Origin of the sequence: Planococcus sp. 11815, assembly GCF_051096385.1 — a bacterium.
GTDB classification, from domain to species: Bacteria; Bacillota; Bacilli; order Bacillales_A; family Planococcaceae; genus Planococcus; species Planococcus citreus.
On record NZ_CP096991.1, the window covers coordinates 1,595,512 to 1,611,463 of the forward strand.

Below are 15,952 nucleotides of genomic sequence, written 5' to 3' on the forward strand. Positions count from 1 at the left end.
TTTTTTTGATACACTGAAAGAAAAAGGAAAGCGAAGCGATTGTTATGGCGGGGCGAGTTATTTTCCACATTGATATGAATAGCTTTTATGCATCCGTCGAGCAGGCGCACGATCCGTCGCTGAAAGGAAAAGCTCTGGCGATTGCGGGAAATCCGAAAGAGCGCAAGGGCATTATCGTCACCTGTTCTTACGAGGCGCGGGCGCATGGCATTTATACGACGATGCAAGTGCATGAGGCGAAGAAGAAATACCCCGGGCTCTTGCTGATGCCGCCGAACTTCGATCGCTACCGGGAAGCATCGCGGCAAATGTTCGAGATCTTGCGCACCTATACCGATGCCGTCGAGCCAGTGTCGATCGATGAAGCCTATATCGACGTGACGGAACTCTCGGCTGACCAGCATCCGGTGGACATTGCAGAAGAGGTGCAGCAGCGCATCCTGAAAGAACTCGACTTGCCGTGTTCCATCGGCATCGCGCCGAATAAATTCCTGGCCAAAACGGCGTCCGATATGAAAAAGCCGCTTGGCATCACTATCCTCAGAAAGCGCGATATCCAGCGCATCCTATGGCCAAGAGAAGTTATTGAAATGCACGGCATCGGTGAAAGTACCGCGAAAAAGCTCAATAGCTTGAAGCTTTATACAATCGGCGATTTGGCGAATGCGCCGGAGGGCTTGATTAAGGAGAAGATGGGGAAAAACGGCGTGCGGCTGCAGGCGCGTGCCAGAGGAGAAGATAGCCGCGAAGTCGACCCGGATTCAATCTATGACCGCAAAAGTGTCGGCACGTCGACAACTTTGCCGTTCGATGAAACCGACTTGGAAAGCTTACAGAAAATCTTCAAGACTTTAAGCTCGAAAGTCGCCGCCAGGCTGCATGCGAAAAACTTGGCAGGCCCAACCGTCAGCATTCAAACGCGCAGCGCCGACTGGAAAAACCGCACCCGCAGCGTCACCTTGAACAATACCGTGTGGAAAGAGCAAGACATCATGGTACAGGCGTGGCAATTATTTGAGACGCATTGGAACGGCGAACCGCTACGGCTTGTTGGCGTGACCGTCTCAAATGTCGTCGATAAGGGCGACATGACCGAGCAATTATCACTCTTTAATTTCGAGGAGCATGCGAAAGATGAACCGATTCTGGATTTGGTTGCCAAACTCGAAAGCCGTTTTGGCAAAGGCTCTGTCTCTAGAGGAATTCCGTATCATCAGTCGAAGCATGACGCACAAACCAGCTTAAGCAAAGATTTTTTGAGTGACCATGAGAGGAAGAAACGCTAATGCAAGTATTATTTTTAGGAACAGGGGCGGGCATGCCGTCGAAACAACGCAATACTTCGGCGCTCGCCTTGAAATTACATGAAGAACGGGGAGCTGTCTGGCTGTTTGACTGCGGGGAAGCGGTCCAGCATCAGATCCTCGAAACGACCCTCAAGCCGAGAAAAATCGAGAAGATCTTCATTACCCATATGCACGGTGACCATATTTTTGGCTTGCCGGGGCTATTGGGCTCGCGATCGTTCCAAGGCGGCGATGAGCCGCTCGACCTATACGGCCCAAAAGAGCTGAAGGAATACGTGGAAATGACCTTGCGCTTGAGCCGGACGCATTTGACTTACCCGATCCGTTTCCACGAAGTGAAGGAAGGCGTCATCTTTGAAGACGACACGATGACCGTCGAAGCGGGCCTCCTGGCGCACGTCATTCCGACTTACGGCTATCGCATCAAGCAAAAACCGCTATTGCCGAAGCTCGATATGGACAAAGCAAAACAGCTCGGTGTACCGAAGGGCCCGCTGCTTGCCAAGTTAAAGGCGGGCGAAACCGTAGAACTTGAGGATGGCCGAAAAGTGGAATCCAAAGAAGTGACCGACCCGGCAGAACCCGGCTTTACGGTCGCGATTCTCGGTGATACCCAGTACTGCCTTAAGTCGGAACAATTATCGCAAGATGCCGACCTAGTCGTCCATGAAGCGACGTTCGACGGCGAAACGGAAAAACTCGCTAAGGAATACGGCCATTCGACGACTTTGGATGCGGCTAATGTGGCAAGACGAGCCCGAGCTCAAAAACTCATCGTCAATCATATGAGTGCGAGGTTTATGCCGGAACATGAAAAAGAGTTATTGAAAAGCATGCGCCAAGTCCACGAGGACAGCGAAATCGCCCACGACTTTGACGAATTCGGGTGGAATAAAAAAGAGCGCCAGATGGTGAAGATAATAGAGGATTGAGTATCAGGCGTTTTCCGGTTGTTTCGATAGCATCGAATGAACAGCAAGGAAAACGTCTTTTATTAGCGAAAGGAAGTGCGGAACATGGATTTTCAGACTGTCATGCAAGAACTCGAAGCGCTAGGGAAAGAACGCACGAAGAAAATGTACTTGTCGAGCGGGGCGAAAGAGCCAGTATTCGGCGTGGCCACAGGTGCAATGAAGCCAATGGCTAAACAAATCAAAATTGACCAGCCTTTAGCAGAAGAGTTATATGCGACGGGCAATTACGATGCTATGTATTTTGCAGGCATTATCGCTGACCCGAAAGCGATGACAGAAGCTGACTTCGACCGCTGGATGGACGGGGCTTATTTCTACATGCTGTCTGATTATGTCGTGGCAGTTACCTTGTCGGAATCCGATATCGCGCAGCAAGTGGCCGACAAATGGATAGAAAGCGGCGATGAGCTGCGCATGTCTGCCGGCTGGAGCTGTTATTGCTGGCTGCTTGGCAACCGTAAGGACAGTGAATTCTCGGAAGACAAAATTTCCGCCATGCTGGATACAGTGAAAGAAACGATCCACGCATCCCCTGAACGGACGAAAGCATCGATGAATAATTTCCTCTACACAGTCGGCATTTCCTATAAGCCGTTGAGCGACAAAGCGGCCGAAACCGCAAAAGCCGTTGGCAAAGTCGAACTCAAAAGGGAAAACAAGAAACCAACACAGCTTTATGCCTATGACAGTATCCAGCAAGGCTTGGAGAAGGGGCGTCTTGGATTTAAGCGCAAATTTGTTAGGTGTTGATTGCAGCGTTTAGGGTTGAATAAACAATAGAACTGCAAGTTGTTTGTGGTACAATATGATTTAAATGGTAATTTAAAGGAGAATATAATCATGGCAAATGAAACCAAAACACTGGCAGGACTCAATTTGAACTTCTGGAAACAGGATGAACATACGATTCATATGTCTATCAAAAACCCGCATGCCGGAAAAGATTCATGGCTTACGAGCATTGAACATACCGATAAGCATGAAGGGACGCAAATGGCTCGTACACATAATAATTTGTTCAGAGACTTAAAATCAATTCTTGAAGAAAACGGCAAGTGGTAAGAAAACCTTCGTGATGAGTAAGCGAAAAACCTAGATGGCTGGCATGATAAATGCCAGCCATCTAGGTTTTTTTCTTTGCTCTCAATTCTCTCTGTCATTTGCCGACCATAAGCGCTGTGGGGCCATCTCTTTTTTCATCACTTTGATTTCCAGAATGTGTTATATGGTAAAATAAGTTGACATAAAATTCTTACATATCAATAGACCATTCAGAAAGCAGGAAAATCGATGGAACTGCGCCCGCGATTTTCAATATATATACAAAAGGGGAAATAGTGTTGGCGGATTTGGTTTTTGCGTCGCTTGGCGCTTTATTGTGCAGTTCAACGGTTGTTTACTATATAAAAAGAAAAGCCGAGGATTTTTATTTAGTGGTCATTACCACTGCACTATTTGGTTTGCTCTGCCTAATGCTTATATTTTGGACCGTACAAGACATGATTGCGATTAAGAACGGTGATTTCGAAACTGAAAGTGGCAATTGTAGCATTACAAAATTTGAAACGAGCGGAAGAACTCATATAGAAGAAATCCATATTGAATTAAATGGGAAAGTGATTTTTGGAGACTTTGCAGAATTCGACTCTGTCAGACTTGGTGATTACCCCTGTAAGGTTGAATACATTGAACAAACGATGACTTTATACTCTATTGAAGAACTGTCCGCAGATGACTAAAAAACCCATTAAGACTTGGTGGTAAGGAGTGACATGCTTTGAAGAGGGGAATCAGTTTTGAATTGCCGAATGACTATGGAAGTTTTTTTAAAGACATCCTTCATCCAATAAACATTAAAGCCTTTAAGTGGCACATAGACAATGTAGAAGCTTTTGCAAGCAGGAATGGAAGTCATACGAACGATCTGTTTCCACATAATACAGAGCAACTGACAGGTTCAGAGCTGAAGGAAGTAATCGAAACCGAACGAGCTTACGTGATCTTTGCAGAACTTCGCGCTTTTCAGGGGCCTGTTACTTCACATCCAGAAACTTACGAGGAGTTTGCTGCAAGCGACTGTCAATTGGTCCTGCTAATTGTCGATACAATCTATACGACGATCTATTGCAAAGATCAGCAAATGCTCCATGCGCTCTATGAGAACGCACACAGTTTTGGTTTTCGGGATTTGGAATATTTAAATGAACAAAACGATGCGCGTACAAGACTTTCAGTGTGGTGAGTGAGGAGGGTATCGATGGCTGAGCGAATTGAGGAACAAGTTCTATATACCATAGAGAAAAAAGAAACTGGGTCTGTGCAGATAGTTGATGCAGATTGGACAGAAGATGATGGGTTAGCTATTATTTTTGAGAAGAACAAACAATCATGGATTCAGTTAAATGGCGTAGATGTAAAGCTAGGCATTCAAAGAAACTTCCACAGTATTCGATGGATTGATTCAGCAAATTTAATCGTGAGTGCGCTTTCTGACTTCCCCATCAAAGAAAGCAGCAGATTGGAACAATTGATTATAAATAGAGAAGGCAAGATTATAGAAACCCTTTACGCAGGGGAATATGTGGCAGATCAAATTGCCTGCAAAGAAGGCATCTGGTTCAGTTATTATGATGAAGGAATATTTGGCGGTGGGATTGATAAAGAAGTCTTGATATTGAAGGATTTATCGGGTAAGACTGTTTTCAGGTATCATAGCGATTTACTTGATCGGCCGGATATAGATGACTGTTATGCAATCTGTGAAGGGAAGGGCAGGGAACTTTGGTTGTTCCCATATCCGACTTTTCAATTAGTTGCCGTTGACCCACATAAGCGGGGCTTGTGGTTGTTTAATGTTCCGGAAATGCTCCACGGTTCAGCTGGACTTTGTGTTCGCGGGGCTTATGCGTACTTTTATAATCCTTACGATAGCAACGGGAAATTGTATCAGCTGAAAATAGGAACTAGTCAATTAGAGTTGCTAGGGACATTTTCAGGGCGTCTTAGAGGAATGCCTCCTTCAGAACAGGCCCACTTTATTTCAATTGAAGAGAGCGCCGTGAAATTATACGAAATACAAAACGAGGATGAATACATATATTCATAAAAACTTCATCATAAAAGGAGGACCATTATGAACGCATTAGTGATCGGTGCAACAGGAGCGACAGGAAAAGACCTTGTAGAGCAATTGATGAAAGATGATTCATTTGAAAGAGTCGATGTATTCGTAAGGCGTCCACTGGATATTCAGCATGATAAATTAACGGTCCATGTCATCGATTTTGACCGGACGGATGCGTGGCACAACTTGGTGAAAGGGGATGTGCTGTTTTCCTGTTTGGGCACGACAATTAAAGCGGCAGGAAGCAAAGAGGAGCAATGGAAAGTAGATTATGGCTATCAATATGAATTTGCAAAAGCCGCAAAAGAAAATGGAGTCGACCGGTATGTATTGGTATCAGCTGAGTTTGCTTCGCCAAAAGCCCGCAGCTTTTACTCAAAGATGAAGGGGCAGTTGGAGGAAGCGGTCAAAGAGCTAGGCTTTCCCAAGTTAACCATCATCAAGCCGCCGATCTTAATGAGGAAGGGAAGCGACCGCACCTTCGAAGTGCTGGGCTTAAAAGCTATTCAATTCATGAATAAAGCAGGATTATTCCGCTCCCAACAGCCACTTCCCACTGAAGAATTGGCTATGGCGATGATCAACTCTGCGAAACGAACACAAGGTGATAATGAACCATTGATAGGGACAGTCATACGCGAACGCGCGTCTTTAAAATTCGATTGAATATAACCACTTAAAAACGGAAATAAATATCTTTATTCAATTTCTCATTGAGTGAAGGAGGTGTGCTAGTGAAAAGGAAAATCGGGTTCTCGGCTTTTCTGTTTTTCATTGCATTTTTTATTTATTTTGTTATTCAATATTATTCAGATGAACCGAGTGAGCAAACGGGAAATGCTAGCATTCCACAAAGCAACACTAGCTACGACATTGAGCTCGAAATGAGAGAAGCAGGAATTTTCCAGGTTTCTGCAGACATCCTAATTACAAATAACTCACAGGAAAGTTGGGCAGACATCGCGTTCCACTTTGTCCCCAACGCTATGAATACAGAAATGACTAATGCTTATTCAGAAGAACCAGCGGATGTAGAAGTGAATTCAATCACTTCGAGTGAAGATGAATTGCGATATGAATTGGATAGTGGTGGTTTATTTATCGAACTGGTATCGGATTTAACACCAGGCGAGCAACAAGCTGTCACGATTGAATACACCCTCACCTTACCTGAAAACGGCATGCGCTTGGCTCAGGTGGAAAACAATTATTACTTAGCTCATTGGTATCCGATGCTTGCTGAATATGACGGGGGCTGGCAAATCAATGACTATGATCCCAAAGGAGAATCCTATGAAACGGGGTACGGCGATTATACGGTCACTTATCAATTGCCAGAGGATTACCTGATCGCCACTTCTGCACCAGACGGTCCGGCAGAGGCCAGTTCATCTGGAACCTTAACTGGAGAAGCCATCAAGGATTTTTATGCGGCGTTTTTGGATCCAGCCGATTGGCAAGTCGCAGAACGCACGTCTGGAAATACCGAGTTGCGTGTGTTTGTGCCGGCTGAGTCGGAAATCCTGGAGAAGACGGCTGAACTGTCAGTCGAAGCATTTGCTTATTTTGAAGAAAACATTGGCGATTATCCGTTTGCTGAACTGGATTTGATTGCGAATGACGGCTATATGGAATACCCAAATATTGTGGAAGTACCGATGGACGAAGACTTGCTTGATTCGATCTTGGTACACGAAATAGCCCATCAATGGTTTTACTATTTGGTCGCCAATGACCCATACGAAAACGCTTGGCTCGATGAGAGTTTGACCGAGTTTAGCACCGGTTTGTTTCTTAGCGACTATTACGGTGATGAGGATAGCGGTTTTCAAAATGCAAAGGCTTATGAAGAATCTTACGAAACGGAAACCTATGCTGATTTGGCGCTTGATGAATTTGACACTCCGGCCTATTATGCGACCGTCTATGGCAAAGTTCCTTTATTGCTGAAAGGCTTTTTCGACGAGCGCGGCGGAAACGAGGCCGCGCTGGAGTTTCTAGCGGATTATTACGAAGAGTTTCAATTTCAGCGGGTGACGAAACAACAATTCAGGGAGTTCTTTGAGGATTCTTTCGAAGGGGACCAGCAGGCATTTTTGGATAGTTGGCTTCAATAAGATAATCATGCTTTTGAAGACGGGGAACTTAGCTAAAATCGGGTGGGTTCTCCGTTTATCGTTTATGGAATGTCCGTTTAATGAAGCAAAGGCCGGGTATTTGGAGAATACATGAAGCATCCGGAGGGGATTTGAAATGCTGGATACGATTTTATTCGATGGCTGGAAAAGCGTGCTGCGCATCGCGATCATGTGTATGCTGGCGTATCCTTTTCTCATCGTCATGTTGAGGGTTTTTGGAAAACGCAGCTTAAGCAATGTGAACATCTTTGATTTCGTTATCACCGTCACCTACGGGGCCACACTCGGCAGCATCATCACCAGTGACAAAATGTCTTTTGCAGACGGCGTGGTTGTCTTGTTTATGCTCACATTGCTGCAGTATATCGTTTCAAAACTGTCGGTGAATTCCAAAGGGTTCGCTGATTTGATCAAGGCCAATCCGAGTTTCATTTATCATGACGGTAAGTTTTACGAGAAAAGCATGCACAAGCACCGCATCCGAAAAGACGATTTGCGCGGAAAAGTCCGCCAGCAGGGCTTGAGCTCCTTTGAACAAGTGGAAGCGATCGTGTTGGAAGGAGATGGTTCATTGTCGATTATCAAAAAGGAGGATACTCAGTCAAAAGATGCCCTCGAAGGCGTTGAACGTTCCAATGCTTGAAACTATCCCTATATAAATGGAGCTATTGCTCATCATCCCGCTTTTGGACACGAGAGCGGGATTTTTTATGGTATGATGAATTGAGAATTATTATCAATTAAAAGAGGTGAATGCCGTGCTGGGGAAATTACATACCTTTCAAGTGCTGGCTGAATGCGGATCCTATACCGAGGCGGCGAAACAGCTGTATTGCTCGCAGCCTTCCGTCAGCCAGCACGTTCGCTATTTGGAAGAATACTACGGCGTGAAACTCATCATCCGCAAAAAGCAGCAGATTGAGCTGACAGAGCGCGGCATTCTCTTACAAAAACAAGCCAGGCAGCTGCTCGACTTGTTTGAGGCGACACAACAACTCATGGCCACGCCTGCCGCCCAAAAGCCAGTTGCCATTTATATGAGCAACCACATTGCCGAAAATTATTACGAAGAATTATTCGATGTCCACGCTGCTTGTTGCAAGGCTTGCCCTTTTGAAATCAACGGCCGTTGCTATACGGAATTGCATGGGCAGTTAATGGCTAAGAAAGCCAAGTTCGCTGTCATGCCGATTTATCCTGAAGATGAGAAATTACACCAATCGTATGACATCCAAGGCTTGTTTGAGGAAGAATTCCAGTTGGTCTTCTCCGCGAGCCATCCTTTGGCGACCCGAAAAGTGATCTATGCCAAAGACCTCGAACATGCAGCCGTATTGCAGACACAAAGCAGGCATATGCAAACACTCATCCAGCAGGCGCTCGAAGCAAAAGGTGTCGAGGCTTTATATATGCAGATGACCGATTTCAAGATCATCAAAAAAGCGCTGAGGCAAAGTGATTCGGTTTCCTTTCTTCCGCTAAAAGCGCTCGATTCAACGGACGCTTCCTTGGTTTACCGTTCCGTCAAAGGGCTGCGCATTGTCCGGCAAAACGGGCTCGTCATTGATCCGGAACAACAATTAACCTAAGCAGAACAAGCCTATTGCGATCACATTTCGGAAAAGCTCTCTTCATTTTAATGAGGGGAGTTTTTCTATTATAAGAAATGTTTATGGCGCCATCACGAACAATAATGTAACTGGCCGCAGCGTATGGTGGAAAAGGGAAAAATCAGTTATGGCTATCAACCACCTAGTTGATAACAATTCTCAGTGATGGTAGATTGAAGTGGCACAGCGATAGAGAAATCTCGGTTTATGCCGGGTTCTTTTAAAAGGCGCTGAGTTCCACTGGAGAAATGGGGCGAGCAGATGAAAAAATTCCTCTTCTTGCTGATCATCGGCCTGTCGCTTTCCGGCACAGCCGCTGCCGAAATGCTGCAGGATACAAGGATCGAAATTGGAAGCCATGAAACTGCACATAACCCTAACGAAGCGGCGGACCGACTGAAGTGGTTCTTTACTTCAAGTGATTTGAAGTCTGCGAATACTGAGCAAGAGGCGAACGTTCTTATCAAAGAAGAAATTGATGGACAAGCAGGAAAGGTAAACAAGACGACGCTTGCCGTTATGGCAGCCGCTGTTATATTCGCCTATTGGCTGAACAAAAAGAAAAAGCAGGAATTTGATTGAGCTAGAATAAGGAATTCGGAAAAGTCTTATATACACATCATTCATTGCAGGAGGTATTGGAAATGACAGCTATTCAAATCTACGATGAACAGGAATTGGTCCATATCGCTTTCGACGATATCCGTAAATACCACGGAGCCAAAGAAATGGCGTCTGTCGGCGTCGCTTACCGCATGGCTGAAGCCGCATTCGAGGCGCTCTACGGCATGGATGTGCCCGAGCGGCAAGAACTATCCATCCAAGCAGGACAGGGGTGCGCGGGATTCCGAGATGCCTTCGAATTCATCACAAGAGCCGAAACGCGCGGAAAATACTTCGTAGATCCAGACTATCCCACTGCCAGGTTCGATCCTTACACGAAAAGTTCCTATGCATTCATCTTTTCGCGGGCCACAGGAGAAGAAGTGGAAGTCAGCTTGAAAAAAGATTTCCTGCCTGCTTTGTTTTACGACTTGGTGAAAAAAGAAAGGGACTGCCTGCTCACACAGGAGGAAGCAGAAACCTTGGAAACGCTCAAGAAAGACTTATGCCTTCGCGCTTTGGAATTGCCTTTAGACAAAGTGGTGGAAGTGCGCTGAAGAATTGAGTTTGCTATAAAATAGTACTTATAAAACGAGGATGGCAAATGAAACTCTCAATAAGCCCACACAAATAAGAGGAAATGCTGAGACATTCAGCGTTTCCTTTTTTCCATTTATACATATGCCTTTCATCCTGCATAGAGCTGTTTTTAGTAAATCCAATATTTCCCTTTATGTATAAGGATAGAGATTCTCCAAAAATTACTAGGTAGTATTTTTCAAATATACCAAATAATCTGTAATCTTATTGCTTGTCTAAATTTACTTCGGTATACTAAATTTTATCAAAGTCGAGGAGGAAAAAATTTGAAGAAAAAATATATTGTACCTGTCATTTTATCATCTGCTCTCGTCGCAAGTTCTTTCACAGCCAGCACCACATTGGCAAATGGTCAACAAGGAAATGGTGCGCCAGATAAAACGTGGAATGAAAATGCCAATGTCCCTGTATTCGTCAAAGAGAAAATCGCTGAGAAGCGGGCTTCAAGCAATGCGTCAAATGCGCTTGATTACCTAGCGGAAAACGAGAACAAGACCGGACTGAAAAACCCCAAGAAAAACTTAAAGCAAAAAGAGATTGAAAAGGATTCACTCGGCATGACGCACGTCCGCTTTAGCCAGGCAGTCAACGGCGTCCCAGTGGAGGGAGCAGAAGTGGTTGTTCATTACAACGAACAGGACGAATTGGTTTCCGTTAACGGCGGTCATTTCCCTGAAGCGTCCGCCAGCAGTGTCGACACGACGCCGACTGTGAGCGTCGTCAAAGCCATTCAAACAGCGAAAGGCGCAGTTGATGCTCCAGAAGAACTCGAGTATGCTCCAGAATCGGAAGTCGTCGTCTATCCGTTTGACGGTGAAAATCATCTAGCTTATAAGGTAAACGTCAACTTTCTCGGGGACAAGCCCGGCAACTGGTTCGTCTTTGTGGATGCGAAAAGCGGTGGGGTAATTGACCAGTATAATGCGATCATGCATGCTGAAGACATCCATCAGTCTGTCGGAACCGGCGTACTCGGCGAGCAGCGCAAAATTCACACAACGAAGAGTAAAGAAGCCAAAGAAGGCACGACTTTTAGCCTGTCGGATGAGTCTCATAAAGACTTGGAAGGCATCTATACGTTTGATGCCAACGACGGGGAAATTGTCACGAACCACAGCGCTTCGTGGAAAGATGAATATTTACGCCCAGCTGTAGACGCACATTATAACTCGGAGCAAGTCTATGAATATTTCCATGATGAACACGACCGCAACTCGCTCGACGACAACGGCATGGCGATTATTTCCTATGTGCATTACGGCGAAAACTATAATAACGCATTCTGGAATGGCCGCCATATGACTTACGGCGACGGCGATGGCTCGTTCATGGTGCCATTATCAGCCGGCTTGGACGTCGCAGCGCATGAAATGACGCACGGCGTGATCTCCAATTCGGCGAATCTCCAGTACCGTTTTGAATCCGGCGCGTTGAATGAATCCTTTGCGGATATTTTCGGGGCCCTGGTTGATGAGGACGATTGGGAAGTCGGGGAAGACATCATGGGCCCTGATGCTAAAGAAGACGGCAGGGCCTCGTTGCGCAGCTTAAGCGACCCAAGCAAATATCCAGTTAATGCGGCTTACGTGGAGTACGGCGACGGTGAAGGAAACTACCCTTCCCATATGGATGAGTTCTATGACTTGCCGAGAAGTTTGGATAACGGCGGCGTCCATATCAATTCATCCATTACCAACCACGCAGCTTACTTGATCGGCGAAGAGATCGGCAAGGAAAAACTTGGCCAGATTTTCTACCGTGCATTGACGGTCTATTTGACGCCAACTTCCAACTTCAGCGAAGCCCGCAAACTCATTGTCCAGTCAGCGGCTGATATCTACGGAGAAGGCAGCGCAGAAGAAAAAGCGACGGCTAAAGGATTTGACGATGTAGGTATCTACGAATAAGCATTTTAAAACTTGCTAGCCGTTTGTCTACCTGGACAGGCGGCTAGTGCTTTTTAGTTTGGAGTGGAAGATGGCACTGGCACTCGAGCGATTGATTGTGTACGGAATACCGGGTTTAGTTAAGGATGATGCGATCGGTAACGGGACTTTATTAGATTGAAGAAAAATAAATTCAGGCTTGGAATTTTGGCGGAACCCGTATTTAAAAAATAGCGTCTTCATATTGTCAGTCTACTACGTTTAAAGGGAGCAATTATGGAGATCATCGAAATATTGAAAGCGTTGGTGCTCGGGATAGTGGAAGGCCTAACCGAATTTGCGCCCATCTCATCAACAGGGCATATGATCATCTTTGATGACTTATGGCTTAACACGGAAGGCTTTTTAGGAGGGCCGTCAGCCAATACCTTCAAAATCGTCATTCAGCTCGGTTCCATTCTTGCGGTCGTTTTCGTCTTCTGGAAACGCATGCTCAGCCTTGTCGGTTTATATAAAATCGAGCAAGACACACCCACGACATTCAATATCCTGCACGTTTTGATCGGTATTGTGCCAGCAGGGGTTTTCGGCTTGCTGTTTGAAGACTTTATAGATAAGCATTTATTCAGCATTGAAACCGTGCTGATCGGATTGGTCATCGGGGCATTCTTCATGATCCTCGCCGATAAATTCGGCCCCCAAAAAAAGTCGATCAATTCACTGGATGAAATCAGTTACCTTAAAGCCTTAACTGTGGGCACCGTTCAAAGCTTTTCCTTATGGCCAGGCTTCTCTCGCTCAGGTTCGACCATTTCAGGGGGCGTGCTGCTCGGGCTGGATCACAGAACTGCAGCTGATTTCACTTTCATCATGGCCGTCCCGATTATGCTCGGAGCTTCGATCGTCTCGCTCGTGAAAAATTGGGAAGCCATTTCATTTGATCATCTCAGCTTCTATGCTGCAGGGTTTGTCACGGCATTTATCTTTGCGTTGATTTCCATCAAGTTTTTCCTGAAATTGATTTCACACATCAAGCTGGTGCCCTTTGCCATTTACCGTCTTGTGCTCGCCAGCGTTTTGGCGTTCATTGTGTTTCTTTGACCAACAGTGCAATGGCATGGGAATAAATAGATGTAGTTGAATATAGATAGAACCAGTAACGAAAAAGAATTTCTTATGAGATTCTTTTTTTTGTTGAAGTATGCTGCTACCGTGTTTTAGCAAAAACAAGTTCCCCAGACAAACCTGCTTTGTCACACGGCAATTCAAAAGATTACAGCTAGTATTTTCTATTTTGATTCGAAGTCGAAGTTGCAAATAATATAGAAAAACCAGACCTATGAATGAATTTAACTTGAAAATCTTAGGATATACTAATTTTAATAGAAACTTATAAATCGGAAGGATGAAGGAAATGAACAAGTTCATTTGCAACACATGTGGCGTACAAACCGAAAGTGCTGGGACAGTACCTGAGCATTGTTGGATCTGTACCGAGGAGCGGCAATACGTCAATCCAAAAGGGCAAAGTTGGACGACATTGGAAGAGATGGTCGCATCCAATACCTATAGCAATGAGATTTTGTCAGAAGAGGAAGGGCTTTCAAGCATAACGACTGTACCGAGTTTTGGAATTGGGCAAACTGCGTATTTGGTTCAAGGGGAAAACTTCAATATCTTGTGGGACTGTATAAGCTATCTTGATACCGCGACAATCGAAACGGTTAAGGAGCTAGGGGGAATCGATGCTATCGCCTTGTCCCATCCGCATTATTATTCGACTCAAGTGGAATGGGCTGAAACTTTTGATGCGGTAATCTATATTCACGAAGATGACAAGCAATGGGTGACGAGACCAAGCGATCGCATTATCTTTTGGTCAGGCGAAACGCTCGAAGTTGCAGAAGGGTTCACGCTGCACCGGATCGGTGGCCATTTCAAAGGTGCAGCTATCCTGGAATGGAAAGATGGAAGTGCCGGCAAAGGCGTGTTATTGACAGGCGATATCGTCCGTGTCGTAGCAGACCGCCAGTGGGTCAGTTTTATGTATAGCTACCCGAACTTCATTCCGTTGCCTGCGCCCACTGTTGAAAGAATGGCGGCACAGTTAAATGAAATCCGCTTCGACCGAGTGTATGATGCCTTTCACCGGATCGTAATGAACGAGGCGCGGGAAGCCGTACAAAACTCGGCGAAAAGATATGTAGATGCATTAAATGGAGTGCTGTTCAAGACCTGATATCCCGACTTGCGTTATATCTAATTTAATAAACCGGACATTAGAATAAACCAAATATAAAAGGAGCAAAAAATGCATCAATCATTCTATCTTAAGAAACCGAGTACTTTTACATTCGATAAGAACTATAAAGTGTTTATTAAAGAAGGGAAGCTTTTCTTCTTTAAAATTGACTATAAATTCGATAAAGACAATGACGTTTGGTTTTCCTATTCGGGTTTGATTTACATGTTGCGTGATATGATTTACAAAAAATCAGCTAAGCGCAGCGAAAACAAGATTGACCAAGCAGTTCAAAACGATCAACTAGAACTACTAAAGCATAAAAATAATTTTCAACTCAATATAGTTGATATCAAGAGCGTCGAAGTAAATGAAAAACCCACTTCTCATTCATTTTTGCAGGACAACGGGACATTGTTGTTTATTTTAGATGACAATAAGCGTTATCGGTTTATTATGCCTTCGAGTATATCGAGAGAACTTATCATGAATTTACTGGAAGAGGCAGGGGTTTCACTCGAAATTCAACAATTTAATAAGTATTAACGTAAATTTTTAAAAGGTATGGCTAAATTGCCATCACCGCAAAATTTACTTGATTTCTGTATGGATTTGCTTAAAAGGAGGGATTCTGTGCCAAGAACGAACATGGGCAAAATCTCTTTTGCCATGCTTTTGATTCTCATCATTCAAATCATCTCGATCGTAAACATGTTGTTCATCAATGGCTTAGGGGCTTTAACGATTATTTTGTATTCATTTGTTACCGCACCTCTCGGACTGCTTTTTGGAATAGGCGGCATAGTAAAAGAAACCTGCAGCAGCCTCATCGTACCTTGGTTGACCACAACCGTTAGCGCCATTATGCTTGCGCTATTTTTGATTACTTTATTTGGATTTTCTTTTGGAGGGTAGATGCTCAAGGTCATTAGTGAAACTTTTCTATATCAATCGATGTGAAGATAGAAACAAGTCATTTAGACTCAATTTAGGCTTTCCATGAAGATCATTGTAACTAGTAATGAAATATTTACTAATAAATATTTACTTTCCAAATACTAGTGGTATTCTATTAATAGCTAAAATAGTAAACGAATTCCTTTAATTAAGTTCAATTTTAGTTGCAGTCTATTTAGGGAGCGAAGGCCGGGTGTCTCGAGAAAGCGTGCAGTTGATTTTATCCGTTGTTGTCATCATTTTAGTTGTGGGGCTTGGCATTTACCTCCAGAAAGTGGATGCTCCTATGTATGGCATTCCGGGTCTTCTAGAGTCTGTCATCAAGAACTGAAGCATTAAGCTGCAAACTCATTTCATTAGATTTTCATAACTGATGAAATGAGTTTTTTTATTGCAGCTTACCTATACCGTACTCAGTTTCAGTGAACTGAAATTGTCTCAGGAAGAACTGCAGAACCTAATTGATCCCGCGGCCCCGCTCCAGCTTATTAACGAAGGAGAAGATAGTGCT

18 protein-coding genes are annotated in these 15,952 nt (G+C 44.5%); all 18 read left to right on the forward strand.

From position 1 onward, the window contains the following. The first annotated feature begins 44 nt into the window (after nt 1-44). Nucleotides 45-1,286, forward strand: a complete 1,242-nt coding sequence (locus M1Q06_RS08110) for a DNA polymerase IV (protein ID WP_434402696.1) — start codon at nt 45-47, stop codon at nt 1,284-1,286. Beyond that, nucleotides 1,286-2,239 (forward strand): ribonuclease Z, encoded by a 954-nt coding sequence (gene rnz, locus M1Q06_RS08115; protein ID WP_434402697.1) that lies wholly within the window; start codon nt 1,286-1,288, stop codon nt 2,237-2,239. Before M1Q06_RS08110 ends, rnz begins: the two co-directional genes overlap by 1 nt. An 84-nt stretch (nt 2,240-2,323) precedes the next feature. After that, complete coding sequence (locus tag M1Q06_RS08120; RefSeq protein WP_434402699.1) at nt 2,324-3,031, forward strand: DNA alkylation repair protein; 708 nt, start codon at nt 2,324-2,326, stop codon at nt 3,029-3,031. A 90-nt stretch (nt 3,032-3,121) separates the two neighbouring features. Beyond that, nucleotides 3,122-3,343, forward strand: coding sequence for a hypothetical protein (locus tag M1Q06_RS08125; protein ID WP_058380847.1), 222 nt, complete (start codon nt 3,122-3,124; stop codon nt 3,341-3,343). A 278-nt stretch (nt 3,344-3,621) separates the two neighbouring features. Then, nucleotides 3,622-4,020, forward strand: a complete 399-nt coding sequence (locus M1Q06_RS08130) for a hypothetical protein (RefSeq protein ID WP_434402701.1) — start codon at nt 3,622-3,624, stop codon at nt 4,018-4,020. Nucleotides 4,021-4,058: 38 nt separating this feature from the next. Then, nucleotides 4,059-4,523, forward strand: coding sequence for a DUF2691 family protein (locus M1Q06_RS08135; protein ID WP_121299895.1), 465 nt, complete (start codon nt 4,059-4,061; stop codon nt 4,521-4,523). Nucleotides 4,524-4,538: 15 nt separating this feature from the next. After that, nucleotides 4,539-5,387, forward strand: coding sequence for a TetR family transcriptional regulator (locus M1Q06_RS08140; RefSeq protein WP_434402703.1), 849 nt, complete (start codon nt 4,539-4,541; stop codon nt 5,385-5,387). A 27-nt stretch (nt 5,388-5,414) separates the two neighbouring features. Further along, on the forward strand, nt 5,415-6,071 hold the full coding sequence (locus M1Q06_RS08145; RefSeq protein WP_434402705.1) for an NAD(P)H-binding protein: 657 nt from the start codon (nt 5,415-5,417) through the stop codon (nt 6,069-6,071). A gap of 68 nt (nt 6,072-6,139) precedes the next feature. Continuing rightward, the gene (locus tag M1Q06_RS08150; RefSeq protein ID WP_434402707.1) at nt 6,140-7,522 is read left to right on the forward strand and encodes a M1 family metallopeptidase; all 1,383 of its coding nucleotides are present in this window, start codon (nt 6,140-6,142) and stop codon (nt 7,520-7,522) included. Between the two features lie 136 nt (nt 7,523-7,658). Next, a complete protein-coding gene (locus M1Q06_RS08155) occupies nt 7,659-8,186 on the forward strand; it encodes a DUF421 domain-containing protein (RefSeq protein WP_434402708.1) in 528 nt (175 codons plus the stop codon). Between the two features lie 115 nt (nt 8,187-8,301). After that, nucleotides 8,302-9,132, forward strand: a complete 831-nt coding sequence (locus tag M1Q06_RS08160; RefSeq protein WP_434402710.1) for a LysR family transcriptional regulator — start codon at nt 8,302-8,304, stop codon at nt 9,130-9,132. Between the two features lie 282 nt (nt 9,133-9,414). Then, entirely contained in the window at nt 9,415-9,735 is a 321-nt protein-coding gene (locus M1Q06_RS08165) for a hypothetical protein (protein WP_434402711.1), read from the forward strand. A 62-nt stretch (nt 9,736-9,797) separates the two neighbouring features. Continuing rightward, nucleotides 9,798-10,313, forward strand: a complete 516-nt coding sequence (locus M1Q06_RS08170) for a hypothetical protein (RefSeq protein ID WP_434402713.1) — start codon at nt 9,798-9,800, stop codon at nt 10,311-10,313. 309 nt (nt 10,314-10,622) lie between these two features. Further along, nucleotides 10,623-12,263, forward strand: a complete 1,641-nt coding sequence (locus M1Q06_RS08175; protein ID WP_434402715.1) for a M4 family metallopeptidase — start codon at nt 10,623-10,625, stop codon at nt 12,261-12,263. A 255-nt stretch (nt 12,264-12,518) separates the two neighbouring features. Beyond that, complete coding sequence (locus M1Q06_RS08180; protein ID WP_434402717.1) at nt 12,519-13,343, forward strand: undecaprenyl-diphosphate phosphatase; 825 nt, start codon at nt 12,519-12,521, stop codon at nt 13,341-13,343. Between the two features lie 313 nt (nt 13,344-13,656). Beyond that, nucleotides 13,657-14,481: an MBL fold metallo-hydrolase gene (locus M1Q06_RS08185; RefSeq protein WP_434402719.1), complete on the forward strand. Its 825-nt coding sequence runs from the start codon at nt 13,657-13,659 to the stop codon at nt 14,479-14,481. 72 nt (nt 14,482-14,553) lie between these two features. Beyond that, a complete protein-coding gene (locus tag M1Q06_RS08190) occupies nt 14,554-15,030 on the forward strand; it encodes a hypothetical protein (protein ID WP_121299873.1) in 477 nt (158 codons plus the stop codon). 87 nt (nt 15,031-15,117) lie between these two features. Continuing rightward, complete coding sequence (locus tag M1Q06_RS08195; protein ID WP_434402721.1) at nt 15,118-15,399, forward strand: hypothetical protein; 282 nt, start codon at nt 15,118-15,120, stop codon at nt 15,397-15,399. Nucleotides 15,400-15,952 lie beyond the last annotated feature (553 nt).